Below are 25534 nucleotides of genomic sequence, written 5' to 3'. Positions count from 1 at the left end.
ATATCGGATTTAAAGGCAAAATATCATATTTAAGGGCAAAGCAAGGCCGTTGATTTCGTTGGATTTCTCATCTCACAATTAAGGGCTACGCGACACCAGGCCTTCGTCCATCAGACGATAGATCTCGGTCAGCATGGCGAACTGGATCCGGTTCACAAGAAAGCCTGGACGTTCGAGGATCGCGACACCAACATGTTCGATGTTCTGCACCAGCTTGCGGCTCCATGCCACCAACTCCGCCGGTGTATCGGCCGCGTGGATCAACTCGATTACCGGAACGATATGACCCGGAGTAACATAGTGAATGCCCATCATCCGCTCTTTGCGCGTCATTTGCGCGGCGATGTCGGAGATCAGGAAGGACGAGGTGTTGGTTGCCAGCACCATGTTTTCTGGACAGATTCTGTCGAGTTCCGCGAACAGGGCCTGTTTGACTTCCAGGGATTCCTGCACTGCTTCATGCACGAGGAAGGCCCCTTCGACTGCGCTTGCAAGATCCGGCTCAAGTGTCACTCCGGCTAGCATGGCCTCCGATGCATCCGAATTCTCGACCAGTCCTGCCGCGATCGGGCGGGCCCGCTCCACATAAGTGTCAAGCATGGTCTGATTGCTGTCGCAGATCACCGCATCATAGCCGTGATGCGCATAGAGTGTCGCGATGACGCATCCCATGAATCCGGCCCCGACGACGCAAATCCTACCGGACCCGGGCGGCTCCGTACCGAACGCAAATTCCTTCAAACTTTCCTCCTCCCTTGAAATGGTATGAACCTTCGCCTCTTCTGGACGACAGGCTTATAGCCGACTGTTTCACCCGAGCCGCTGCGATAGCCGCGCGAGGATCAGGAATGTTCCGATTGTGCGATGCCGAGCGGCCTCGCGTCCAATACGCAAACGTCGACAATATATATGGCTATGGTTATGATTTAATGCCGGGCGCTCAATCAACTGAGTTGATTCCTGAACTTGCCCGACTGATTTATTGTGGTTTTGGTATGCTTCCGAGCCATCAAACCGGATGCCTGACACAGGAGAACAGGAATTGCCCAAAGATCGGCCAGAAGAACCGAACGACACGCTGTCGAAAGACTTGCTTCGGTCGCGCAACCTCACGCTGCACAAGCTGCACGTCTTTTGCACGATCGCCAAATTCAACAGTGTAACCCGCGCGGCGGAGTATCTGAATATCGCGCAACCCGCAGTTACCGCCCACCTGCGCAGTCTTGAGAAGAGCCTTGGTGTCAAGTTGGTGCGCAAGGCTGGGCGCAACATCGAACTAACACAAGCCGGGCGTCGCACTCTTGCCTGGGCGAAGGAAACTATTCAGCGCAGCTCAGATATGTTTCTTGACCTTGCAGACATCAAGAAAGGTCTGGTTGGCCGAACGCGGATCGCCTCGTCGATGGTGGCCGGCACTTACAAATTGTCTGAAACTATAATTGCGTTCAAAAAGGAATTCCCATCAGCCAGGATTTCGGTGTCGATGGCCAGCCCCTACCTTGCCACGGAATCAGTACTGCTTGGGGATTGCGACTTCGGGATCACTTTGGTTGATCACAATCGCGACACCTCACGGTTGGAGATCGAATTGCTCTGGCGCGAGCCGCTTTATCTGGTGGCCGCGATAGAGAGCCGATTGGTCGGCGATGTCGCTTATATCGATGAGCTAGGGACATTGCCGCTGATCACCCCGCCGAAGGGGCAAATGGCGCGAGAACTCATCGACGAGGTGCTGCGCGCCGCTGGGGTTGTGAGAACCAACAGCGTACTGGCCTTCGGGCATCCCGAGCCGATCCTAAATGCGATCCGCGCCGATGTCGGGGCCGGTTTCGTCTTCAAGAGCGCATTGCCGAGGGACCCAGAGGCGTCGGGGCTTCGCCTTGTGGATACACCAGAGCTGGAAATTGCGATGCCACTGTTCCTAGTCTACGACAAGAAGACGGTGTTCTCCGCGCCGCAAATTCAGCTCATGGATCGAATCCGCCAATCCTTCGCCGAGCCTGCATGATCATGTACAGAAGGCCCCGCGCGGGGGGCGACACTGCGAGCCATGCAAAGGACACCCTCCGAAGGGCACGACGATGCGGTCAGTGGGACATGAACACCGGCACTTGGCTGCTCCTGATGACTTCGTGGGTAACGCCCCCGAACAGGTCTTGCGAAAACTTGCTGTGTTCGAAAGCCCCCATCACGATCAACTTTGCCCCCAACTCGGCAGCGGTCCGTTGAATAACGTCGGCTATGCCGTTCTTGCCTTTGGGGCGCTCGACCTGTTCCACGTCAACACCATGGCGTCGGAGGTGGGTGACAATGTCTGTTCCTTCGGGCATTTTCGGCAGGCTCGCGCCAACGCTCAAGATCGTGACCTTGCGCGGTCTCTCCTCCAAGATCGTCATAGCGTCGTTGAGCGCTCGGGCTGCCGAGCGCTTTCCATCCCAGGCGACGAGAGCATGTGAACCAAGTTTGTCGGTGGAGTATCCATTGGGTACAACAAGGACTGGGCGGCCGCTTTGTAGTGCCATGAGATCGGGGTTCACAGCACGAAATTCATCGGTAGGAAGGTTCGAGTGGTAGCCTGTCACCACAAAATCAAAATTACGTGCGATTTCGGGCAAACTTAACTTTCCGATCTCGCTTGGCATAACAAAACGCGACCGTTCGGCCACTCCAGCCGAAGAAGCTTGCTCCTCAAAAAAGGCTCGAGCAGCTTCGATTTTCTCATTCCGCACATTTCCGAGCTTGCCGAGAAGGTCTTCGGTCAGGCCGAGAACATGTTCGAAGTAGGAAGAAGTGCTGCCATATACCGCCGTCAGCCATGCATCGTGCTTGGCCGCAATTTTTGTCGCATGACCTACGCCACTCGGGAATCCAGCACTCCCGGAATGCGTAATAAGGATATTCTTGATGCTCATCTTCGCCTCACTGATCGAACGCTAAGGCACGCTATCATCTGATTACTTAGATGTCTATGTTTTTTGCCGCACTTCAAGAGATAGCCGGGTCGCGATCGCCGCTAGTAAGCGTCCGATAGCCCCGGCCATCAGCGGTGCGGTCCTGGACGAAGTCGTAGGACCAGACATGGTTGGGTCGCTCGGGCCGCAGGCGCACACACGACCCGTCGTTCAGCCAGAGCCGTCCCTTTTTATTCTGCTTTTTGGGGTCCTTCAGCCCTTCGCGTCGCCAGATGCGCTCGACCCGCTTGTGGTTCACCAGCCAGCCCGCGTTGTTCAGCGGACCCGTCACCATCCGATATTCATAGCGCCCATATTAATCGGCCAGCTCGATGATGTCGCCTGTCAAACGTGTCTCATCAACACAGCCCAGCGGAATTTTACACTGCGTGAATCGGTGCTGGGCCAAAGTACGGCAGGCGCGGCGCTCAGACACGCCCAGTCCCTGCCGAACTTGGTCAATGCACTTGCGGCGACGCGAAGGTTAAGAAGTTTCCCCTGGTTGCCTCGGTTGGAATGAGCTCGTCCAAGCTCAGATTAGACACCGCCCGTCTCAGCCTCTGGTTCTCTTTCTCAATCTCTCTCAGCCGAGCAAGTTGTGACTGCTGCATCCCGCCATAAAGTTTACGCCATCGATAAAACGTTTGCTGCGTCACGCCGATCTGACGCACCGCCTCGACAAGTGTCACACCTTGTCCCTGCAGCACTTCAACCTGTCGAAGCTTAGATACAATATCTTTCGGCTTCTCTCGTTTTGCAGCCATCGCTGATCCTCCAATCTATGGGACAAAGCTATCCCAGTTGGTGGACCACTTTCAGGGGGCTGCTCCAGAGTCACAGGTTCAATCCCTGTCATACCCACCATTTTCTCAACTGGACGAGCGCTGAGCAGAGCCCGTATCCTGTGTTTGCGTTGGGCTGATTCTCTACGACTCGTTGATAAGAACTAGGATAAGATCAAGGATCTGATCGCTGTTGCGTTCGAGCATCATCATGTGTCCGTTTCCGGTGATGTCATGGTCGGGTAAGTATACAAAGCGGCTGATCATCCCCTGTTCCGTCAGGAAATCGCCGATAGCGGAGTCCGTAGCGGGGGGATGATCGGGGTCGCTGTCGCCGGTGACAATCAGAACCTGGGTCCCGGCCAGTGCATTTGGGGTCAACATTCGCAATTGCTGACCTTCGAAATTGACACGCTCCAGAAAAAGTTGTCGAGGGACTGCCTGCAGTCCGGCAAGGTAGCTGTCAGTGTGTTGACGGGGAAACTGCGTGCTTGAGCCTATGAGTTTGGCGCGGGCTGCCTCATGGCTGAGCACAACCGGCCCGTTCGGATGTACATCGAGTGGAACGCCGGCAAATTCCATGGTCAATCGATCCGGGCCTTGAGACATCAGTTTGGCGACTGGCTGGATGTTGCCAGGCGGGCCAGGCGCGATCGCGACCAAACGGCTGAGCCGGCCGGCCAGCAATTCGGCAATCCGCCAGCCAATGGCGCCGCCCATAGAATGGGTCCAGAGGATGATTTCGCCCTTGAGAGTTTTTACCGCCGCAGCTATCTGGTCGGCAACGAGCTGTCCCGTCAACTTTTCGGGCGGGACATAACCGCTGCGGCCGCACCCCGGCCAATCGACGCATATGACGCGATCACCGGTGCGAGCGAGCCGTAAAGCCCAACCTTCCCGGTTATCCGGCGTCCGCATCCAGCAGGCGCCAGTGTGCATGCCGCCGTGTACCATGACGTGGGTTCTTGCGAAATCGGTGTCAGCCGGGGCAATGATGTCGGCGTAAACGCAATCCAGCCCAAGGGGGCCGGATGTTTTGGACAGGCATGCGTCCTCAATCATTGGATTCCATTGCCTTGGGGCAACCTGAAGCTGCACCCTCCAGGGATCAATGCATTGGGACGCATCAGAGGACGCTGTCGATGGCGTCGGCCAATTCGCGTGGGCGTGTCATCATCGCCTGATGGCTGCCGGGACTTTCGGCGGTTTTGGGATTTTCCAGGCGGGACGCCATGTTGCGATAGACCTCAGCAGGCATGGCCATATCTTCTTTGAGGAAGACGTAGGCAGATGGGTGTTTCTTCGCCCAGAAGCTGTTGAGGCGGATCGGTTGATCGAGCCATCCCATCGGGCAGGGTATCAACCGCTGCGCAAGCCGGTCCAAGCTTTCCGCATTGGCGTCCTGCATGAAAGCTCTGCCCCACAACTCCCGGGTCATGGGGACCGTGTCGTCAGGAGATGCGCTGGCCATCGCGGTCAGACCTCCCACGAGTTCTGCGGGCAGTACATCATTTATGCATTCGCCATCGTGCAGGACCCAGGCGTCCACAAAGGTAATGTTTTTTACTGCATCCGGCATAGCGTCAGCCACCAATTGCGCCAGCGGGCCGCCGCCGCTATGTCCGACTATTGCGAACTCTGTCCAGCCTTGGTCCTTGATCCTGGCAATGAGGTCGTCGGCAATTTTGGAAATTGTCACCCCGGCCCTGTCGTCGTCCTTTTCGTGGCCCAACATTGTGGGGTGGAAGGTCTCATGGCCCTTCTCTTCAAGCGCTGCGGCGACGTCGTCCCACGCCCAGCCGCCCTGCCAGCCTCCATGCACCAATATGATTTTCATGATTACCTCCCATGGCGTTAAGATGTTATTCAGTGTATATATGATAGGATGAATTCGTTCCATATGCAACTATAATTAGTCCCAATTGCAACTATGAAACCCGATGAAAGCAAAAATGAGAAGGATGTGGGTTTACAGGACCGCGATGTGATCCTGAACGGTACTGAAATACCGTTCGCCTACAAAGCCTCCTATATTCTCAACTTCTATCGAGAGCCCTTATTCAGGGTTATTGAAAATGAGCTTGGCCTGAAGCGATCCGAGGCGATCTTGCTGCTTTTTTTGTCGTTTCGCGATGGCGTGGCGGCCCAGGAAATGTGCGATCTGACCGGTCATTCCAAGACCAATGTAAGCCGTGCAGTTAACGCGCTGAACAAAAATGGCATGATTACACGAGATGTCGATCCGGGTGATAATCGCCGTCAATTGCTCTACCTGACCGATCTGGGACGGCGTGCGTATAGTGCATTCATTCCCGAACTCATGGCCAGGGAGGCGTCCATGCTGGCGCCCCTTTCAAAGGCGGAGCGGCGGCAATATATGTCGCTACTGACGAAGATCGCTGGCGGCGTTCCAGGTTGGACTGGCAAGAGCGACGATCTGGATGCGAGCGCACGGCGCATGCGCCGTAAATTCGTCGATTAACCCCAAGCGTCAAAGGGGCACTTCTTATTGCATGTGCAGTGGGCGGCTATTTCCTTTGGAAACCTAGGACCTCACCCGTCAGCGATAAAAAAGCCGACATTCCAATCGGCGGTGACCAGTCAAGTGGGCAGAAAATTGCTGAAGAGTGGAACCGCAAGAGCATGCTCACCTAAAATCAGAGGCCATTTCGAATGACCGCAGATCGGAGGAAGATATAGACAACAACGACCAGATTTTCTCCATCAAACGTGTGACAGAAGATTTCCTGGGCCGCCTATGTAATGTGCTACCCAACGCGCCCTCGGCGGTTGTCAGAGTTTCCGCCCTTTGATCAGGTACACGGGCTGGTGTCGTGCGCTGTTTTCATCAGGTACGCCGGGACTTTGTGCCCGATGGCGCTGTGCGGCCGTTCCTCGTTGTAGTCTCTATGCCAAGCCTCCAACTTTTCCGCCGCATCTTCAAGGCTCATGAACCAATGGCTGTTCAGGCATTCTCCCCGGAATCGCCCATTGAACGCCTCGATGAAGGGATTGTCCGTCGGTTTGCCTGGTCTCGAGAAGTCGAGCGTGATGCCGCGCTGGTAGGCCCAAAGGTCCATGTCGCGCGAGATGAACTCGCTGCCCTGGTCGACCCGGATCGTGGCCGAATAGCCGATACGGCGGCATACCCGCTCGAGCGTAGCGACCACATCCTCGCCTCGATAGCTGAACCGCGGATCAAGCACCGGCACGAAGCCTGAGAAGGTGTCGACAACCGTCAGAACTCTGATCTTCCGCCCCGTTGCCAGTCGGTCATGCACGAAGTCCATGGCCCAGACATCGTTCGGCCCAACGGCTTCCGTACAGTCCTCTCGTAGCTTCGCCTTCACCCGCCGCTTGGGCGTCTTGTTCCTGAGCTGCATGCCCAATTCCTTGTAAATGCGATAGGTCTACTTAGCATTGATCTCCTAGCCCTCGCGCTTCAACAGCACATGGACACGACGGTATCCGAACCGGATCACCGCACAGGCCTGGCGGATCGACACCTGCCAATCCGCCAGCATCTCATCGACCAGCGTCCTCTTTCGGGCAGACCTCCGCGACGGGCGTCCCGTCCTCGGCCTGCTTGATGATGAACGCCTTCTACGCGTCCGTGAACTTCGATGCCTTCATGCGTTTCCGCTCCTCTCCCAGCCTGGGAAATCTAGCGAAAAACCCTAACCAGAATCGAGGGCGATTCCGGGGGTCACATCATCCTCGACACCGTTAGGGCGGGTTCAACGGACGCTCACGCCGTTAGACAAACTGCGCGCCGCTCGAGCATGAAAAAGGCCACCCGGATGTTCTCCGGGCAGCCTCGCAGCGATCCGTATATGCGTGTCCTGTTGGAAACGGACGACGAGAACGGCGTCAACCTTTGGCGTTTGCCTCCAGTTTCCACTCGGACATAACTGGGTCAAGATTGAACAGTTTCTGCGCGTTTCCACCTAGAATGCTCCGCTTGGCCTTCTCGTCCAAGAACGGAAGATCATAGATCGTGCTCGGAAGATCCATATCCCAATGCGGGTAGTCGGACGAATAGAGCAACTGCGATTCTGCGTTTATCATCTTGAAGGTGACCTCCAACGCTTCGCGGTTGTCCACCAGCTCCATCGGCTGCGTAGAGTAGAACATCTCGCGCATGTAATCGCTGGGTTTTTTCTTCAAGAGCGGGGCATCGGATGTACGCATCATGTACTCGTTGTCCAGCCGTTGCATCAGGAAGGGAACCCAAGCCAGACCACTTTCGATCCACATGGTTTTCAATTTTGGGAAACGCTCGGGCATGCCGTTCATAACCCAGTTGGTCATGTGGATGATGTTACAGAAGCTGAAACCAAGCGCGTGAACTGAGATAAACTTGTTCAGCTGTGCCAACGAGGTGTCGGCCCAGTGATAAGCCGCGTGGAAGCCAAGAGGCATTCCATGCTCTTCCAGTTTGGCATAAATACGCATGTTTGCGCTGTCATGCACTGGCCGCTTGAGATACCCAGTCGAAAGGAACCCAACGACGCCTTTCTTTTCGGCGAACTCGTCAATCATCTTCTCGGCTTCGTGCGGCTCGTTCATGGGCAGATAGACCATGGATACGAGGCGATTGTCTTCTTCAAGAATGCGCTCGCTCAGCCAACGGTTATAGGCGCGGGCCATTGCCACCTCGACCTCGACTTGGGGGTGCGTTGCCAACAACAGCATTGGGGTTGGGAAAAGGCACGCCATATCCGTACCCATCGCGTCCATCCAGCGCCGTGCCAAAGTGATGTCGCGGTGCGGCTCTTCGGGGACAATTTCCTTGTTCCGACCCGCATAGCGCGTCACGCGCCCAGCCATGTCCTGCGAACCGATCGCCTGCGGAATAAGGCCGGCGCGGCCAACGTTACCGGCTGACAAGCCAAGATGGCGCATCACCGGGTCGTCCATGTATTGCAGGATTTCCGGCAAGGCCTCAGTCTCATAGTGGTGGCTGTCCACATCGCAAATGAAGAAGTCTTTGTAATTGCGATCTTCCGCTTGCTTACGTGCGTTCTTCAGCAGCTTGCTGGTGTTAAATTCCTGGATTGCCGGATCGTTATCCGAGCTGTAGTTCATCGTGGTGCCCGTTAAAGACATTTTATCTCTCTCCCCTCGTGTTACGGATTCAGCGTCTGCCACATGCCCAACTCGAACACCGCCATATCGGCAGCATCGAGAATGCCGGTCGCGGCGATGGCGACAGCTGTCGCCGAGACATCGTTGTCTCGTGGGAATGCGGGCAAGCCGTCATTGGTTTCGCGAAGTTTCGCATATGCGGTCACAGCGTGTGAAAGCAGCGCCTGAAGTTGCTCGGCGCGCAGGCCACTGCTTTCGGGGTTGCGAAGTGCATTCAGGACAGCATCGACCGATGCCTCCAGAGCAGGAGCTTCAGCGGTTATCTGGTCAAACTTCGACATAGACCTCTCCTCCTTTTTCCACCACGTTGTAACGTTTCATTTTGTACTTCGGATCGCCGACGGCTTCGCCCGTCGCAATCTTGAATTCCCAGCCATGCCACGGGCAAACGAAATGCAATTCGTCTTCGTTGAAGGTCTGCCGGAGCGCGCGCTGCTGGTCGTCGAGTTCGACGCAGACCTGCGGCATCTTTAGGCCTTCGCATACCGGGCCACCTTGGTGCGGACACACGTTCTTATATGCAACGATGTCTCCTTTGTGCCGAATGACCCCGATCTCGACCCCGTCGACCTCGCAAATCTTTGCCGTCTTGTCGCTCAAGTCCGACACCGCACATAGCAATCTTTCTGGCATTATAGCTCCTCCGTCTGTTGCCCAGTCTTGCTTCAAGTTAGTAAGATTGCCTTACTATAAGAGTGGCTTTAGAATTGTCAAGAAATAAGACATCTAAATTAGGGGGCGCAAATCGTGCCGCAATCACCTTCTAGGAAACGTGGTCTTGGGGCGTCACTCCGCCTGGCGCATCATCTTTATGGTAAGCTGCTGCAGGAGCAGTTGCGCGAAACCGGGCTCAGCATGGCGCAGTACATTCATCTCCGGTGCCTGAGAGAGGAAGGCAAACTAAAACAATCCGAGCTTTCCGGGTTGCTGGGCATCGAAAAGGCGTCATCTACACGCGTACTGGACGAGCTCGAAAAGCGAGATCTTATCACGCGTAACCGCAGCCAGTCCGACCGGCGCGTGGTTCATGTCGACCTGACTGACTCAGGCCTTCGAAGGATAGATGGCGCAATGAAATCTGCGCGTCTCGCGGCAGATCACGCCTCGACGGGATTTGAACCCGACGAGTTGGGTCACCTTTTCGCTGCGATGGACAAGCTTCTAGATAATCTCGCAAGCGCGTGTTGCCAGTCCCGCTAACCAAACCTTGGCGCAAGGGCGAGAAGTGTCACACCGGTCGCGGCTAGTGCAGACGACAGGTAGAATCTGGGACCCGGGCGCCGTTCGGTTTTGAAGATGTGGCCTGCGAGCCAGGCGGCAAAGAACATCTCGATCGAAGACATGATCGCGACGACGGTCACATCAGTGAACATAAGTGAAAAGAACAGCGCCACTTGCCCAACGGTCATCGAACTGCCAGCCAGCAGTTGCCACCTGCTCGGCCGCTGAATTCGCCAGGACAACGCGTTGCGCGATTTGAACCGGAACACCCAGGAGACCGCAAACCACATTAGACCCGTCATCGCACCGATGAAAACTCCGGCCAGAGGGTCCGGCAAAGTCTGCATCGCGAGCTTTCGGGAGACGAAAGAGCCGCCATACCCGGCGGCGGACGCTACGGCCATCGCCCGGCCCTTGTTCTTCTCTCGAGGGTCAGGATCTCCGACCGCCAAGTCAGAAGCCGATTTGACCGAAGCGCGTGACATCATGATTACCACGCCGCTGGTAACCAGGAAGAAGGCGATGACCACAGGTGTCGTGATGACCTCACCGAGCAGAAAGAACGCCAACAGCGCCGCAAACACTGGTATCAGGCGTCGGATGAAACCGGTCTCGATGGCTCCGGCAAGCTCTACCGAGCGGAACAGCGTAAGACGGCCGACAACGTTGCCAAGCACCCCGGCTGCAACGAAATAAGCCGCACCAATGAGCGCACCGAGTCCAAGTTCCGGCATCGTTGGGCCCAGGAGCAGCCAAAGCGCCCCGGAGACAACGGCGGTCATCAGCACAGAGATAAGAACGTCGTTGCCGCGGCCCTGAACCGATTGCGAACTCTTGGCAATGGAAACCGAACTCAAGGCGTAGCAGAACGCTCCGAACGCGGCCAAGAGGCCGCCGAACCCTGCGGTGGTCATCGCGCGTGTCGGCGCGGATTGTACCTGCTACTTGTCATGGGTCAGCAACTGATCCAGGAAGTGGTCTGAAGACATAACCTCGCGCATTGGCAGCGTCTCCTGCTGCGCCATCAGCTCGGTAGAATAGGTCAACCCCTGGCCGTCCCAGAACCACCAATAGATGATCTTGCCTTGCTTGTCGCGAATCGGCATCCGGAAAATCGGGAAACTTCTTTCCGAATGCGGAATGTCCGACCGTCCGGCAAGCGCGTGCTTCAACCCTAACCGATTCAATGCCCCCGTTAGGGGGACCATGGCCATCGGTGCGGGTTTTTCGGCCAATACAGTCACATTGTCGGGCCGGTGTTCGTAAGACCCCGGGAGGAACTTGACCACGGGAGGATAGCTCGGGTGGGTATGCGTGAGCTGTACGTAAGCCAGCCCCTTCGTTGTTTCGACCTCGACGATATCTCCGGGTGCGTACTCTTCCATTGTGGCGCTCCTCTTAAAGGCTGTAGGCTTCTAGGGTCGAGGGATGGAACAGTTCTTCGATCTCCACTCGGCGCGGCGACAGTCCCTGACTCGCGTGGTAATCCAAAAACTTGTTCAGGACATGGGCGTTGCCGCCGACGCCATAGCTCCAGGGGTCGTCACCCATTAGCGCATGCACGCGGTTGAGATTATCCTCGACGAAGGGCATCGTTACTTTCGTTGCAGAGGTATCCGACAGGGCCTCTTCTGCTAGCAGCTTCGATTGCGTGAACGCCTTGAGCAGGGCGGCGGGTAAGAACGGGTATTCCTCTGCGAGGCTGCGGCGCACCCCAAGAACATGCATGATCGGAAAGATCCGGGTCTTTTCGAAATAGGCTTCGGCCGTAGCGATGCTGTCTGCAAAAAGCCGACCTACGTGCGGATGCCGCTCGGCGAAACAACGCGGCCAACGCGGGCCGACGAAGCCGTCGATCTCACCGGCTTCGAGCATGCCATTCAACGTGCTGCCGACCGGCGCCTCTTCCATGCGGATATCGCCGGGTAACTGAACCTTGATCTTTTCGGGCCGGCCCGGCGTATCCATACCGCCGCGCACCCAGATGATGTCGGAGGGTTTGACACCGTATTCCTCTTCGAGAATGCCGCGCACCCAGACATTGGCGGACAGCTGATATTCGGCGATACCAATGCGCTTGCCCTTCAGATCCTGAGGCGTTTCGATTCCTTTGTCGGTTCGAATGTAGACAGAAGTGTGACGGAACGCCCGGCTCAGAAAGACCGGGATCGCGACATAGTGCGGATTTCCGCGGGCGACCGAGATCGAATAGGAGGACAACGAAATTTCGCTGATATCGAACGCTTCGTGGCGGAACGCCCGGAAGAACATTTCCTCTGGGGACAGGAGCATGGGCACGGGATCGACACCGTCTATCTGCACTCTTCCATCCACGATGGCACGCGTTCGGTCATAATTTCCCATGGCAAGGGATAGTTTGAGATTGCTCATCCTGTTTGTTCCTCCTCATTTGTTTTGCATTGTTGCCGCAGGTCGACAGGTTGGCCGGTCGAGGCGGACTGCAGGATCGCATGGCAAACCTCCAGGCTTGCCAGACCCCACGCGCCCGTCTGGACGGGGGCCTTGTTCTGGCGGACAGCGGCTACCAGTGCATCGTTCACGGTTCTACGTGGCGCGGGCCCGAATGTCGCTTCGATGAAGCCACGCTCGGTGTCACCAAATACTTCAACTCCGTCCGGAGTCAGCTTTAGGTCGGCACGGTCGCAAAGCGCGATGACTGGGCCAAAATGCTCGTTGTGCTTTGCGTCGACCGTCTTACCGCTGCCGAATGTGCGCGTCGTCTTGAGGCGCGCCTCGTCATCGGGATCGAGGGCCATCAGCGCCCGCCTTGCATCGCCATAGGCGCCGGCGAGTTTTCGCTGCCCCAGCTCTCCGACGTCGTTCATCCAAATGTCGCTATCGAAATGGGCATAGCCCGAATAGGTGAGATTGGCGACGCATCCACCCTCAAAGTTCATCAGCGCCGTAAAGGCGCCTTCTGTTGGACGCTTTGGATCCCATGCCCCCGTCATGGCATAAATCTTCTCTCCCATGCCGCCCGCAAGCCGTCGGACCACGTCGATCTGGTGGATGGCCTGGCTGAACAGCACCCCTCCTCCTTCTTCGGTGCGCAGCTCCTCCGGGCGTCGGGGACGATACAGGAAGTCGGTGTAGTTAAGGGCCTGGATCATTCTCAGCTGGCCGAACTTGCCGCTCGCGATCAACTGCGCGGCCAGCTCGACCGGCGGATCGAAACTGTGGCTGGGCCCAACGATCAGGTGAACCCCCGCCTCGTTCGCGGCGGCGACCATGGTCTCGGCGTCTTCCATCGAGATCGCGAGCGGCTTTTCCACGAGAATGTGCTTTCCAGCGCGCGCCGCGGCCAGAACGTGATCTACATGCATTTGGTGCGGGGTGGCGATGTAGATCGCTTCCACAGATGGATCGGCGCATAGATCCTCGACAGTCGGATAGGCGACACCGCCGTATTGCTCTTCGAATGCGGCCCGGCTTTCCGCCCTCGGCGCGGCCGCGGCCGTGAGCTTGACGCGTGCGTCGGCATCAAAGGTGGGGACCATCAGCATGAAAGCCCGCCCCAACCCCGCAACTCCGAGGCGGACGGGATCAGAGGTCAAGAACCAGCCTCCCCGATAGCGCGCGGGATACACAAATCATTATATGGTCGCTTTTTTCCTCTTCCATAAGCACCATGTCGCGATGGTCAGCTTTCCCCTCGAGGAGGCGGGTCTTGCAGGTGCCGCATGTGCCACTTTCACAGGAGCTGGACGTTGCGAATCCGGCGTCACGCAATGCCTCCAAGATCGAACGATCTTCGGGCACCGTGACGGTTTCGCCACTTTTTTTCAGCTCCACTTCGAAAGAGACATCGTCTTGGCGCACCACATCGATGGGCTTGAAATCCTCGAAGTGAACTCGCCCCTCCGGCCAGTGCCCGGAAACGGCCTTGATTTCATCCATCAGCGGTTTCGGACCACAACAGAAGACGTGAGTGGCACGGGGCGTGACGAGATCGTCCCAGAAATCGTAGACTGCATCCGGAGCGCCGCCGTCATGGTGCACAATGATCCGGCCATCGAAATCTCTCATCAGTTCATCCAGATAGGCCGATTCCTCCGGACTGCGGCTGACGTAGATGATTCTGAGCATCTTGCCCTTCTTGTCGAGATACCGTGCCATCGACAGAATCGGCGTGATCCCGATACCGCCGGCGATGAGCAGGTACTTCTGAACATCGGTTAGCGGGAAATCGTTTTCCGGGAATTCGACTGTCAACTCGGACCCGACGGTCGCCTGTTCGTGCATCGACGCGGAGCCCCCACGCGAATTCGGTTCTTTTTTGATCGCGACAACAAATTCCTTTGGGTCGCTGCCATCGTTGATCAGCGAATAGCGACGCATCGCTCCGGACGGAGTTTCCAAGGTGATGTGAGCACCAGGATCGAAACTAGGGAGCACATCGCCCCCAACCGGCACCAGGGTGAATTCGGCGATGCTCGGGGTCAAGTCACGCCGTTTCTCGACGCGCATCTTGATATTCTCCATGAGGTCCTCCCATTTGGTCGTGATTGTGAAATTGTTTAGATAGCTAAGTTATGTGTGTCAACAGACCATGTGCTGCGCAGTCATCCTCAACCTTGGGCGAGCCATCGAGAACGTGCAGGTGCTACTAGTGGAGGAACCTGTTATGGCCGTCGCGTTTCGACGTTGACACCTGAGACAGCGGACACGGATCTTGCGCCCACAAAGGTCATGGTCCTCGTCATCTCCTCTTCAAGGATCGAAAGCGCCCGTGACGCGCCCGCCTCGCCTTGCGCCGCCAAGCCATAGAGCGGCGCGCGACCCAGCAGAACGCCCTTCGCGCCCAGGGTGAGCGCTTTCACGATGTCACTGCCGCGACGAATGCCGCCGTCCAGCAGAACCGGGAACTTCCGATCAAGAGCCGCGATGATATTTGCGAGTACGTCGATGGTGGCAGGAGCGCCATCAAGCTGACGGCCACCATGGTTCGAGACGACGATTCCATCCACACCGGCGCGTTGCGCGTCAATCGCATCTTCTGGGCACATGATACCCTTGATCAGCAGCGGGCCTTTCCATTTCTCCCGAATGCGGCGAACATGTTCCCATGAAAACTCCGGGTTCCGCTGAGATCGGGTAAACTCGGCCAGTTCTCTGTCGCTCGCGCTGTTTCCGACAAAGTCCAAGAGGTTCTCAAGTCTGGGACGGTGCGGCCCGAGCCATACGGAGGTCAGCCAAGCAGGATGCAGAAGCCCATCGAGAACAGTCCGGGGGCCAATGCGGATTTCGTGGGCGAAGCCGTGCCGCAGATCACGTTCGCGCTTGCCGCCCACGAGTGAATCGACAGTCAGTACCAGAGCCGAGTAACCGGCCGCCTGCGCCCGGTCGATCAGCGCATCAGCGAATGCGCCCTTCCCCCAAGGATAAAGCTGGAACCAGAGGGGACCCTTGCTCCTCCGCGCGATCTCTTCCAGCGTCGTGTTCGAGGCGGTCGAAACCGTGAAACCGACCCCAGCCCGTTCGGCCGCAGCGGCGAGGTGCAGATCTCCCTGGGGCCAGTAGAGCCCATTCAGCCCTGTCGGCCCTATGAAAAACGGCTTCGAGTATGTTTCCCCGAACAGCTCCAAGGTGAGATCGACGCTCCCCCCTTTGAGGATTCGCGGCGTGAGAACGATATTCGTGAAGGAACTGCGATTGCGCCGCAGCGTCACCTCCGATTCCGCGCCCCCATCCAAATAATCGAACACCACCCGTGGCAGGCGACGCCGTGCCTGCGCTCGCAAGTCTTCGATATTGATTGCTGTCGTCATAACGCCTGTCGCCCGTCGAGCAGAAACCGTCGAGGGAAGCTATGAAAGTCCGACGGCACCACGAAAAAAGAGCCGCCCAAAACCCCTTGAGGCTTTGGACGGTTCAGGGAGGAAACATGTGCGCAAGTTATTCGGCCGCTTCCGTCTTGCTCGACGTGTCTACCAGTGTTCGCCAATCGACGTCCTTAGGATACACGCCCTCGTGAGAGGCGATTACCCTTTGCGGAATCTTCGAGTCGGTGCCGATTGCCTGGCCACCTTCGGCGACTTTCTTTGCCGCATCGGCCATGAGCCGGCGGAACTCGACAATCGCTAGGTCGGAGGCCCCAAGAATGTCCGTGTGACGCTGCACGCGGCTACCCATCGAAACCCACATCACAATATCTTCGTTCGGAATGCCGTCCACGCCGGTAAAGTGGCCCTCTTTCATCCTTTCGCGGTCCTGCTTGAAGTCGTTCTCCAACGTCCGGAGAGAGCGCCATTTATGGTCCACGTCCTCACCCGGTACGGCATGGGCAAACTTGCGCCACTCTTTGGTGGAGGGAACGTTCGGTCCGTCGAAGGCTATGAAGTGAAACGCTGTCTCATCGTCATTGATCGGCACGATGACGCTGGCGACCCGGTAGTTGTTGTTCGGCGGAATCAGCGAATAATAGGGCGCGATAAATTCGGTGATCCGGAGATAGTTATGCGTCTGAGCGTTTTTGATCGGCTTACGGATCGCCGCGTAATGGAAACCGTAGCTCGTGGTTTCAGTCTGCATACGCGGAGATTTGTCTGTCGACGGGCGGTACCATGATTTGTCGTCCGCCGCGGCGCCCTCGACCCGTGCCGGAACCATATTCGAGGAATGGAGCGATGATGAATGCGCGCTATCGATCTGGCCCTCGTGAATCTGCGCCCAGTTGGCGGGCACGCGAATCTTCAGGATCGAAACTGGGGTGTCTTCGGTTGGCGCAAAGGCCGGCGGCTGGAACTCGGGCATATCATCTTTCTCGCCGAGCCAAGCCCAGACGAAGCCGCCCCACTCCCGCACGGGGTAGGAACGATGTTTGACCTTGTCCATCAATGGACTGCCTTCCGGCTCTGAAGACATTGCGACGACATTGCCTTCAACATCCATCTTCCAGCCGTGATAGAGGCAGCGCAGCCCACATTCCTCGTTACGGCCATAGACCAGAGAGGCCTTTCTGTGCGGGCAAAGCTCATCCAGCATTCCCAGACGACCCTTGGTATCCCGGAACGCGACATAGCTTTCGCCGAGAACTTCGACTCGAAGCGGTTTGCCGTCCGACTCTTCAACCTCTTCGATCAGGCATACAGGCGTCCAATGCTGACGCATAAGTCGCGCCATCGGGGCATCCCCCGTTACGCGTGTAAGCAGTTCATTCTCTTCGGGTGTAAGCATCTGGGCTCCTCCAATGGCATCCGACTCTTTCAGTGGATGAGTGGTTTTCGACCTCTCAATTATTCTTAGCTCTCTAAGTTTTATCTGTCAACGTAGCCTGCCACTTTTTTTGCCCGCGTTGTAGGTATCGACCTAACTTGTTGTCCGAAATAGCGGGTTCTGAACTAGATCAAGCTGACGAGATCGCAAAACCGAGATACTTTCGCGCAATTGTGGTCCGGAACCTCCCCGACAGCGGCTTGCCGGGCCCGTCACTGAGGTGTCATGGCGGCCAGCCTGTGCATGAGTCCCGGCAAGCGCACCATCTCGCTTCACCGTGAGAGCCATGGATGCAAGCTTTTGCCCAGAAACGGCGCAACGTAGACACCGTTCACTCCGGTGAGCACCAGCGCAACAAGAAACAGAGACATCGGCCCTGGAAGGTTTTGCGTGAGCGGTTGCAGCGCGTAGTAGATAAGGATCAGCAGAGGATAGACACCCAACATGCTGGCGACCCAGGCCTTCCAGTAGCGCGGCGCGGCTGGCGGTTTCGGGTCCGTATCGTTGGCCGACACCTGGTGTCCTTCCGCCACCAAAGCAAAGCTCAGTCTCTCTTCGAGGTCACGGGCCAATGCGGCCATTTCGTCTCGGAGCGACTCGGATATTTCTTCCCCACGCAGGGTAAGCAAAAAGGTGAACTCCTCAGAGCTAGTCTGGTTCTGCACCGACACTGGCCTGTCAGGTCGGCAGCAATCTAGGTGATCGGGAACGAAATCGTTGATCGCCTTCGCGACGACCGCAGCCTGTACAAGGGGCGCTCTGATTGAAACCGACAGCTCGGAGATCGCGTCGGCGCCAATACTAAGCTGTTTTGGCCCAAGTTCTTCCGGCCCCCGTGTTTCATTCATTTTCTGAACCTCGACATACTTTGCGCCGGTTGCGAAATGATCAGTTCCCACCTACGGAAGTGGCCGCCTGTGTTCGGTGTCATAGGCCGACCGGCCCGGACCAACCTTAAAAATTGGCCCAGACCAAATGCCGCCTCTGGGTTGAATCCCTCGATGACCAGACTGCACTTCAATAGGGGCAACCTGCTGAGGCGCCACAGCTAGGCACTGTCGACGTGGGCGCTTTCTGTCGTGAAAGCGATCTGCCGGATTAGCATTGCGACAATCACCAAAATACAGATCGCGGATACCGCCAAATATGGGCTTACGGCGCCAATCGCAGCGATGGGAAGTACGCCCCTTTCGATTGCAGTGAGTTGCGTCTTGACCAAGCCTTCCAGAGAGGCTGCGACCGCGAGGGCTCCGGCAAACGCACCCACGACGGCCAAGGTGTTTGCCAGGGGGCCAAGTTCTAGGAGGATACCCGGGTTCCACACGAAGGCGAAGGGCAGCAGGAAGCCGACGACGGCTAGCCGGACTGCAGAGAACGCGATCTTGAAGGGGTCTTCGTCGGCAATCGCTGAGGCCGCGATTGCAGCCACAGCAATCGGTGGCGTCAGTGCCGAGAGAATCGCGTAGTAGAGCAGAAACATCTGGCTCGGCAACGTCGGGAAACCGAGCTTTGCCAGCGCCGGTCCGACCAGCACGGCTGCCAGGATATACGCACTGGGCGTTGGCATCCCGAGACCGAGAACAATCGTGACGACCGCGGCGATAACGAGTGTCAGCAGTGGTTGCATGTTGCTGACAGTCAAAATGACGTTCGCGGATTTCATTCCAAGGCCGGTCATCGACAAGCCGCCAATCACAAGACCGGCCGCGGCACAAGCGCCGGCGACTGGCAGAATCTGGAGCGTAGTCGCCCCCAGCCCTTCCACCAACTGCCACAGTGACAGCCGTGTGTCTTTCAGCATCATCGCGGACAGGATGGTTACCAGAACTCCGACACCGGCTGTGAAGGTCGGGGAATACCCCAGAATGAGGGCGACGATGATGCCGATGATCGGCAGCAGGAAAACCCATCCGGTCCTGAATGTTTCCTTTGCTGAAGGTATTTCGTCTGCAGAGGGTCGAAGGTTGTGCTTGACTGACCGGAAGTGAACCTGAGCGAAGACACCCGTGTAGTATAGAAGCGCCGGCACCAGAGCGGCGAGCACGATGGCGTTGTAGGAAATGCCGGAATACTCGGCCATGATGAAGGCTGCTGACCCCATGATCGGAGGCATCGCGCTTCCGCCAGACGACGCCGCGACTTCCACCGCCCCCGCGAACCGTGCCCGATAGCCGAGTCGCTTCATGACAGGGATCGTGATCGACCCCGTTGCAACAACATCGGATGTTGGGCTCCCGGACATCGTGCCGTACAGGCCCGACGAAATGATCGCGATTTTGGCGGGGCCGCCGCGCGCATTGCCGGTCACAAGCGCTGCAAGGTTGAAAAAGAAGTCCCCTCCCCCGGCCTTGGCCAGGAATGTTCCAAACATCACGAACAGGAAAACATAGCTGGCAACGACCTGAAGCGGCACGCCAAAAAGTCCATCGGTGGTGAAAACCAGAATATCCAAGAGATAGCTGAACTCGCTGACGCGATGCCCGAATGGCGGCGGCAGAAGAGAGCCAAACAGATTATAAATCAGGAAGAGGGCGACAACGCCGGTCAGGCCTAGGCCGGTGGTCCGGCGGGTCGCTTCGATGGTCAGAAACAACAAGGCTGAGCCAAAGAAAAACTGATCGGTTGTGAATTCGTCGAGTAGACTGATCCGGTCCGCAATCGCTCCCGAGGTCACGTAGAAATACACCCCTGTGGCCAGGCTCAGCGCAGAGAGAACCCAATCATAGATCGGAATGCTGTCCGGCGCGCGCGAGGTCGCGCCGATCGCGAGGAAGAGAATCGTGAAAATGCCCGATACGAACAGAATGCCCTGAATGAGCGGATCGGAGATGATGAAGAGGTTCGAGTGGATTACCCAAACCGCGAATGCCGCCGCCAGAACCATGACGATGGTTCTCATCGGCGAGCCTAAATTTCTACGACGACCGGTTTCTGTAAGCGAAGGAAAATTCATGTAGACCCCGTATAAGGCAGAGAAGAGAAAGAACCGCGATGTATGGGCCGCGCGATGACATGACGTGACATCTCACGTAGCCACCGCGGGGCATTGCTCTGTGCAGTCCATGAGTGGGCCGGCGCGTGTCGTTGCAGCGCGCGCCGGCCGGATCGCGGGATCGACCTTACTTGAGCAGACCCAGTTCCTTGTAGGCACGCTCCGCACCAGGATGGAACGGCAGCGTGGTCTGCGACGTCAGAAGTTCCGGTGTGAGCGCCTGCATCGCCTTATGCACGCCGCGGATCTCGTCGATATTGGACGCGATGCTCTTTGCGAGCATGTAGCCAGTTTCTTCCGGCAGTACATCGGAAGTGATTACCATCGCACCCAGTGCGAGCGTGACGACATCTTCGGTCTGGTTCTTGTAGCTGTCGGCTGGAATTGTGAACGTGCCGGTTCCGAAACGCTCGTTGGTCGCAGCGATGATGTTTTCGGGAACGCTGAGCAACACGACGTCATTGCCCTCGTCAACTTTACGGAACGACGAATGTCCGATGAAAATGCCGTTGATCACCATATCGGTGCGGCCGTCTGCAATCAGATCTGCTTGCTGTGACGAACCACCGCGGACAAGCACGCCGCCATTGGACTCGATCGTGGCTTCGTCGTAGCCCGCCTCTTCGAGCATGAAGGTCGTGATGTTGGCGACGATGTTCCCGGCATTGTTGTTCGCAACACGGATCGCCGCGCCGGACGTCGCGAGGTCGTCAATGCTGTCGATGCCATATTCTTCGGCAAGAGACTTCTTGATGAAGAAGTGCATCGGCGCCCAGTTGTACATGTAGCCGATGGCTTGAAGGTTCTCGATCGGCGCGTCAAACGGTTCGTCCCCTGCGAGGGCCAGCTTGATCTCGGCATCATGTGCCATCCCCAGGTCGGTCCGTTCACGGCCCAGAAGGCCGATGTTCGCAAAGCCACCCCCGGTGGCCTGATAGGTCACCACGCCGCTCGGGTCATCCGCCTTGACGGCACGGTCAATACCAGCGCCCAGAAGCGACCAAAGCCCCGAGGGATTGCCGCCTGAAAGGGTCACATTAACGCTTTCTGCGGAAGCAGCGCTCGCAAGAACCGCAAGGCCGATCGATGCGGCAACGGCTTTGATTGGAAATTTCATGTCTTCCTCCCTGTTTTCAGTAGACATCTAATATTAGATATCTATCTTTAATGCCAATAGTCTATCCACTCGCACCCGTCAACCCTGATTGAAGTCGAGATTATTGTTCAGCGAAAGCCACTCAGGTCATAGTTCCTGACGCGGAACACGCCGAAGCCGTGTGTCCGGCGTAGGTGCTTTGTCGTGACGCACTATCAACCCGTGGAGCCCCGGAGCAGCAGGCCTCAAACCCCCGCCCCCATAGGCTATCTATGTCCGCCACCGCCATTGAATGGCCCGCGCCGGACCCTCGGCACGCATGGCTCGCGATTCAGTTTTCTGTGTTGCCCTTGGTCGGGGGAACACGGACCCCTCTGGCGGCCGCATCCTGTTCGTCATTTTCGAGGTTCCGGATCATCACGGCAAGTGCGTGTCGCAAGTCTTCCTGAGCTTTCTTGGACAGTCCCGCCATCGCTGCATCGTTCACTTCGAGCGCCAGAGGTTCGAGAACGTCGCGCAGCTCCAAGCCCTTCCGCGTCAGAAACGCGTGCTGGCGCCGTTTGTTGCCCTCGACGTTGCGTCGCTCTATGAAACCCAATTCTTCCATTTTGATGAGCGCGGTGTGGGCGGTGGGTTCGGTGAGATGCGCCCGGTCGCTCAGTTCGCGTTGCGACAACCCGTCTTCCTGCCAGAGGATGCGCAGGAAAATCCACTGACCGAACGTAACATTTTCCGTTTGCAGGCGAAGTTGAAGAGCCCGGTTGAAACCGCGGGCCGCCAATCGCACCAGTCGGGCCAAGCGCTCGTCGGGGCGGACAGGCACATGGCTTGTTTGCTTTTCTTTCATCGCATCGCTCACGGCCTGTCTCCACACATGGTTTTTATCCAAACAGCGCGCCCGCCCGGACTTGATAGCTAGGAACTCCAGAGTTCTGCCGCACGCCTTTGGCGGCGGCACAACCCTAGCGTGGCGCGCGCAACATAGGTGCCGAGCCTTGGTGCAAAGTCAAGACATGGAAGACGGGGTGCCTATCGTTGGGCCCGAGTATGGACTTTCTTCCGGGGTGGTTTTGCCCCTGTGTCGGGATTGTGCGCCGGTTGCTTTCCAGAACGCGACCATCATGCGCCGACACCTGCCTTGCACCACTGTGCCGCACAGCGCCGGGCAACCGTTGTGTAACGCCTCCGGCAAACCCGGCGCGGTTCACGGCCATTCAATAGGTGCAAGGAACATAGGCTCTGCAGTTCAGCTGTGCACACCGTTCGCGCGGAGGGGCTGGTCAGTTCAGATCGTTCAACTTTTGTCGCCAGCGTTCCACCACATCGGGGTTCCTGACATATGTCGGCAGATCACCTTTCATGATGCGTGTTGCGTTTTCGACGAGGACGTCGGGCATGACCGTGTAGAGATCAATGGTGTGGCCCAGGATATGCGGGGTGAGGATCACCCGGTCGAGGCCGCGCAGCGGGTGGTCGGCGGGCAGCGGTTCGGTTTCCGTCACGTCCAGCCCCGCACCAGCCAGGTGCCCTGCGGTCATCACCCGCACCAGCGCATCCTCGTCAATGAGACCCCCGCGCGAGGTGTTGATCAGAACCGCATCCGGCTTCATCATGCGCAGTTCAGCCTCGCCAATCATGCCCCGTGTCTGCGCGTTCAACGGCACATGCAGGCTCACCACATCACACGTGGTCAGCAGCGCGTCGCGCTCCACCAACCGTACGCCCGTAGGCGCGGTATCCGGTGTCAGGAACGGATCGTGCACCAGGATCTGTGCCGGCTCGAACGCCAGCAGTCGCTCGATCACCCCGGCCCCGATCCGGCCAGACCCGATCAGGCCGATCGTCCGGCCCCGCACCATCCGCGCATACATCTGCTGCGGCCGGCCCGCATTTTCGCGTAGCAGGCGTTCGGATTCATGCAGCCGGTACAGCAGCACCAGCATCAGCATCACTGTCGCCTCTGACATCGCCAGAAAGTTCTCGGGCGTTGCACCATTGGCCACGATCAGACCACGCGCGGCACAGGCCTCCAGATCGACCGCATCCACCCCGATCGTCGGAAAGACCAGCGCCCGCAGCCGTGGCGAGGCATCCAGATCCGCCTCGCTCAGCCGCGACCGCGAGCTGGCCACGATGATATCAACGTCCGACAGCAGCGCCTGCCGTTGCTCTCCCGTCAGCCGCAGCGGAACACCCGGGGTGATCTGGGGGCCGCGAACGACCTCCCAGCCTTCGGCCCGCAGCCGATCCGTTGCGGTGTCCAACACCTCTTCCAGCACAGGATCCTGCGCAATATAGATCTTCGGGGTCATCATCAGTCGCTCCGCGTCAGGCCAGCGACCATGTTGGGGTTATACCCCGGCTGGACACGTGCATCGATCACTACGCTCTTGCCCGCGCGCACCATCTCGACGCCCTGTTTGATCGCCTCGACCAGCTCGCCCGCGGTAAAGACCGGGCCGATCCCTTCGCAGCCCTGCGCCCGCGCAACTCCGGCAATGTCGATATCCGGATCACCGATACGCTGGCCGATCCACTTGTTCTCGACCGGGCGGTTGCGGGCCACGGCCACGCGTTCCTGGTGCACCTCGTCATTGTAGAACGAGCGATTGTTCGACACCACCGCCAGGAACGGAGTGCCATAATGCGCCGCCGTCCAAAATGCCGAGGCCGCCATCATGAAGTCGCCGTCCCCAAGAACCGCAACAGGCAGCCGGTCGCTGTCTTTCAGCGCCAGCGCCGCCCCGATCAGCATCCCAGGACCCGAGCCGATCCCCGCGCCGCCATCCGAACCCAGGAAGTCCAGCGGATGACGGAAGTGCCACGCCTCGCCCGCCCAACCCAACGGCAAACGCACAAAGCTGGCACAGACACCTTCCAAACCTTCGCCAAGCGCCCCGGCCAGCGTCATGATATCAAGCTCAACATCTGCATCGGGGGCGTTCAGCGCGGGTTTGACCGGCAAATCACCGGGCATCTCGCCCGCCCCTACACCCAGGGCATCGGCAATCGCATGCATCGCAACATCCGGGCCACAGGCCAGGTGCAGATCCAGCGCAGGCAGCGCCTGATGCTCCATCCCCCAGCCATTGTGCAGCTGATAATCCAGCGACGCCTGGATCACCTGCGCCGTCACTTCGCCCGCCAGTTTCAGCGTACCCGCGACATCCAGCCAGTCCAGGCTCAGGATCACATCGGCCTCGCGCAGCACCGCGCCCGCCGCGTCGTCGATGAAGAAGGCTGGTTTACCCCGATGCTGCGGGTGATCCGTCGGGAAAGACGCCCCGATCCGGATATCCGTCAGAACCTTCGCCCCCAGCCCCTCGACAAAGGCCACACGCCGCGCCCAATCCGCCGGATCGCGCGACACCCGCCCCGCCAGCACCACAGGCGCCTTGGCGTTCTTCAGCAGGTCCGCCGCACGTGCCACGCCTTCGGCCGAAGGAGCCGCAGGCAAAGGCGGCTGGTAACGCGCAAAATCCGGCAGCGCCGGGGCCTGCGCGTGCTGCTTTTCCTGGATCGACACATCAAAGTTCACATAGGTCGGCCCTTTCGGCTCGCTCCGCGCAATCACATCCGCCCGCAACATCGATTCCAGCGCCGCCTCCATCGAGCCAGGCTGATCGTCCCATTTCACATAATTCCGGATCATCGACGCCTGGTCACGGCAGGTATGCAGCCAGTCAATCCAAGGACGCCGCAGCGCCGCATCAACCGGCCCCGTCGCACCATAGATCAGCACAGGAACCCGATCACACCATGCGTTGAAGATCGCCATCGTCCCGTGCATCAGACCCACATTGCTGTGCAGGATCACCGCCAATGGCTCCCCCGTCACTTTCGCATAGCCATGCGCAATCGCAACCGCATGCTCTTCGTGCAGACACAACAGCATCTGCGGATCTTCATTACCAAGGTGGTTCACAAGGCTGTCGTGCAAACCTCGAAAGCTCGACCCAGGGTTCAGCGCAACATACTTCACCCCCAAACCTCGCAACATATCCGCAAATACATCGCTACCCCAAACTCCCAAACTATCCGACGATACTGGGCGCTCAACCGGCAATGGAATTCCTTCACTCATATCTTCAGACCTCTCTTTACGATG

At 57.9% G+C, this 25534-nt stretch carries 23 protein-coding genes and 2 pseudogenes; 3 read left to right on the top strand and 22 right to left on the bottom strand.

Features of this window, described 5'->3' with window-relative positions:
- Positions 1–78 precede the first annotated feature (78 nt).
- Complete coding sequence (locus CLV87_RS23305) at positions 79–741, bottom strand: 3-hydroxyacyl-CoA dehydrogenase family protein (protein ID WP_099249681.1); 663 nt, start codon at positions 739–741, stop codon at positions 79–81.
- Between the two features lie 301 nt (positions 742–1042).
- Here CLV87_RS23305 and CLV87_RS23300 point away from each other — a divergent pair, with 301 nt between their 5' ends.
- Positions 1043–2008: a LysR family transcriptional regulator gene (locus CLV87_RS23300; RefSeq protein ID WP_235872054.1), complete on the top strand. Its 966-nt coding sequence runs from the start codon at positions 1043–1045 to the stop codon at positions 2006–2008.
- A gap of 79 nt (positions 2009–2087) precedes the next feature.
- Here the strand turns inward: CLV87_RS23300 and CLV87_RS24240 are convergent, their stop codons facing one another.
- From CLV87_RS24240 to CLV87_RS23275, 4 genes and pseudogenes are all read right to left on the bottom strand, one after another.
- On the bottom strand, positions 2088–2912 hold the full coding sequence (locus CLV87_RS24240; protein WP_235872053.1) for a universal stress protein: 825 nt from the start codon (positions 2910–2912) through the stop codon (positions 2088–2090).
- Between the two features lie 103 nt (positions 2913–3015).
- A pseudogene (locus CLV87_RS24235) lies at positions 3016–3715 on the bottom strand (transposase); the annotation flags it as partial.
- Positions 3716–3877: 162 nt separating this feature from the next.
- Entirely contained in the window at positions 3878–4795 is a 918-nt protein-coding gene (locus CLV87_RS23280) for an alpha/beta fold hydrolase (RefSeq protein WP_099249683.1), read from the bottom strand.
- A 64-nt stretch (positions 4796–4859) separates the two neighbouring features.
- Entirely contained in the window at positions 4860–5570 is a 711-nt protein-coding gene (locus CLV87_RS23275; protein ID WP_099249722.1) for an alpha/beta fold hydrolase, read from the bottom strand.
- A gap of 93 nt (positions 5571–5663) precedes the next feature.
- Here CLV87_RS23275 and CLV87_RS23270 point away from each other — a divergent pair, with 93 nt between their 5' ends.
- Positions 5664–6215, top strand: coding sequence for a MarR family winged helix-turn-helix transcriptional regulator (locus CLV87_RS23270; RefSeq protein ID WP_082032860.1), 552 nt, complete (start codon positions 5664–5666; stop codon positions 6213–6215).
- A gap of 331 nt (positions 6216–6546) precedes the next feature.
- Here CLV87_RS23270 and CLV87_RS23265 read toward each other — a convergent pair.
- The 4 genes and pseudogenes from CLV87_RS23265 to CLV87_RS23250 all read right to left on the bottom strand — a co-directional run.
- Positions 6547–7209, bottom strand: a pseudogene (locus tag CLV87_RS23265) (IS3 family transposase); the annotation flags it as partial.
- 394 nt (positions 7210–7603) lie between these two features.
- On the bottom strand, positions 7604–8821 hold the full coding sequence (locus tag CLV87_RS23260; RefSeq protein ID WP_235872052.1) for an amidohydrolase family protein: 1218 nt from the start codon (positions 8819–8821) through the stop codon (positions 7604–7606).
- A gap of 41 nt (positions 8822–8862) precedes the next feature.
- Positions 8863–9162, bottom strand: coding sequence for a hypothetical protein (locus CLV87_RS23255; RefSeq protein ID WP_040104531.1), 300 nt, complete (start codon positions 9160–9162; stop codon positions 8863–8865).
- Positions 9149–9514 (bottom strand): Rieske (2Fe-2S) protein, encoded by a 366-nt coding sequence (locus CLV87_RS23250; RefSeq protein ID WP_235872051.1) that lies wholly within the window; start codon positions 9512–9514, stop codon positions 9149–9151. Before CLV87_RS23250 ends, CLV87_RS23255 begins: the two co-directional genes overlap by 14 nt.
- Before the next feature lie 114 nt (positions 9515–9628).
- Here CLV87_RS23250 and CLV87_RS23245 point away from each other — a divergent pair, with 114 nt between their 5' ends.
- Entirely contained in the window at positions 9629–10081 is a 453-nt protein-coding gene (locus tag CLV87_RS23245) for a MarR family winged helix-turn-helix transcriptional regulator (RefSeq protein ID WP_235872050.1), read from the top strand.
- Here CLV87_RS23245 and CLV87_RS23240 read toward each other — a convergent pair.
- The 13 genes from CLV87_RS23240 to CLV87_RS23180 form a co-directional block, all read right to left on the bottom strand.
- On the bottom strand, positions 10078–11016 hold the full coding sequence (locus CLV87_RS23240; protein ID WP_096705142.1) for an EamA family transporter: 939 nt from the start codon (positions 11014–11016) through the stop codon (positions 10078–10080). The two genes, CLV87_RS23245 and CLV87_RS23240, sit on opposite strands and share 4 nt — an antisense overlap.
- Positions 11017–11043: 27 nt before the next feature.
- Positions 11044–11487: a hypothetical protein gene (locus CLV87_RS23235; RefSeq protein WP_096705143.1), complete on the bottom strand. Its 444-nt coding sequence runs from the start codon at positions 11485–11487 to the stop codon at positions 11044–11046.
- Between the two features lie 13 nt (positions 11488–11500).
- On the bottom strand, positions 11501–12493 hold the full coding sequence (locus tag CLV87_RS23230) for an ABC transporter substrate-binding protein (protein ID WP_176556057.1): 993 nt from the start codon (positions 12491–12493) through the stop codon (positions 11501–11503).
- The gene (locus tag CLV87_RS23225; protein WP_255301772.1) at positions 12490–13710 is read right to left on the bottom strand and encodes a Gfo/Idh/MocA family protein; all 1221 of its coding nucleotides are present in this window, start codon (positions 13708–13710) and stop codon (positions 12490–12492) included. The genes CLV87_RS23230 and CLV87_RS23225 overlap by 4 nt, the downstream gene beginning before the upstream one ends.
- Positions 13667–14605 (bottom strand): PDR/VanB family oxidoreductase, encoded by a 939-nt coding sequence (locus CLV87_RS23220; protein ID WP_099249685.1) that lies wholly within the window; start codon positions 14603–14605, stop codon positions 13667–13669. The genes CLV87_RS23225 and CLV87_RS23220 overlap by 44 nt, the downstream gene beginning before the upstream one ends.
- Before the next feature lie 140 nt (positions 14606–14745).
- The gene (locus CLV87_RS23215; RefSeq protein ID WP_099249687.1) at positions 14746–15891 is read right to left on the bottom strand and encodes an alpha-hydroxy acid oxidase; all 1146 of its coding nucleotides are present in this window, start codon (positions 15889–15891) and stop codon (positions 14746–14748) included.
- Positions 15892–16018: 127 nt separating this feature from the next.
- The gene (locus CLV87_RS23210) at positions 16019–17299 is read right to left on the bottom strand and encodes a Rieske 2Fe-2S domain-containing protein (RefSeq protein ID WP_040104545.1); all 1281 of its coding nucleotides are present in this window, start codon (positions 17297–17299) and stop codon (positions 16019–16021) included.
- Between the two features lie 311 nt (positions 17300–17610).
- On the bottom strand, positions 17611–18186 hold the full coding sequence (locus CLV87_RS23205; protein WP_099249690.1) for a hypothetical protein: 576 nt from the start codon (positions 18184–18186) through the stop codon (positions 17611–17613).
- Positions 18187–18386: 200 nt separating this feature from the next.
- Complete coding sequence (locus CLV87_RS23200) at positions 18387–20291, bottom strand: TRAP transporter permease (protein WP_235872049.1); 1905 nt, start codon at positions 20289–20291, stop codon at positions 18387–18389.
- Between the two features lie 166 nt (positions 20292–20457).
- Positions 20458–21447, bottom strand: coding sequence for a TAXI family TRAP transporter solute-binding subunit (locus tag CLV87_RS23195; RefSeq protein WP_076626055.1), 990 nt, complete (start codon positions 21445–21447; stop codon positions 20458–20460).
- Positions 21448–21757: 310 nt separating this feature from the next.
- Complete coding sequence (locus CLV87_RS23190) at positions 21758–22285, bottom strand: MarR family winged helix-turn-helix transcriptional regulator (protein WP_235872048.1); 528 nt, start codon at positions 22283–22285, stop codon at positions 21758–21760.
- 421 nt (positions 22286–22706) lie between these two features.
- Positions 22707–23741 carry a 2-hydroxyacid dehydrogenase gene (locus CLV87_RS23185; protein ID WP_099249693.1) on the bottom strand — a complete coding sequence of 345 codons (1035 nt, stop codon included), beginning with the start codon at positions 23739–23741 and terminating at the stop codon, positions 22707–22709.
- Positions 23741–25510 (bottom strand): thiamine pyrophosphate-binding protein, encoded by a 1770-nt coding sequence (locus CLV87_RS23180; protein ID WP_099249695.1) that lies wholly within the window; start codon positions 25508–25510, stop codon positions 23741–23743. The genes CLV87_RS23185 and CLV87_RS23180 overlap by 1 nt, the downstream gene beginning before the upstream one ends.
- Between the last annotated feature and the right edge of the window lie 24 nt (positions 25511–25534).

Source organism: Pelagimonas phthalicica (assembly GCF_004364805.1).
In the GTDB taxonomy this organism is placed as follows: Bacteria; Pseudomonadota; Alphaproteobacteria; order Rhodobacterales; family Rhodobacteraceae; genus Pelagimonas; species Pelagimonas phthalicica.
The sequence above is the reverse complement of the archived record's forward strand: the minus strand, read 5'-3'. Positions and strand labels throughout refer to the sequence as shown.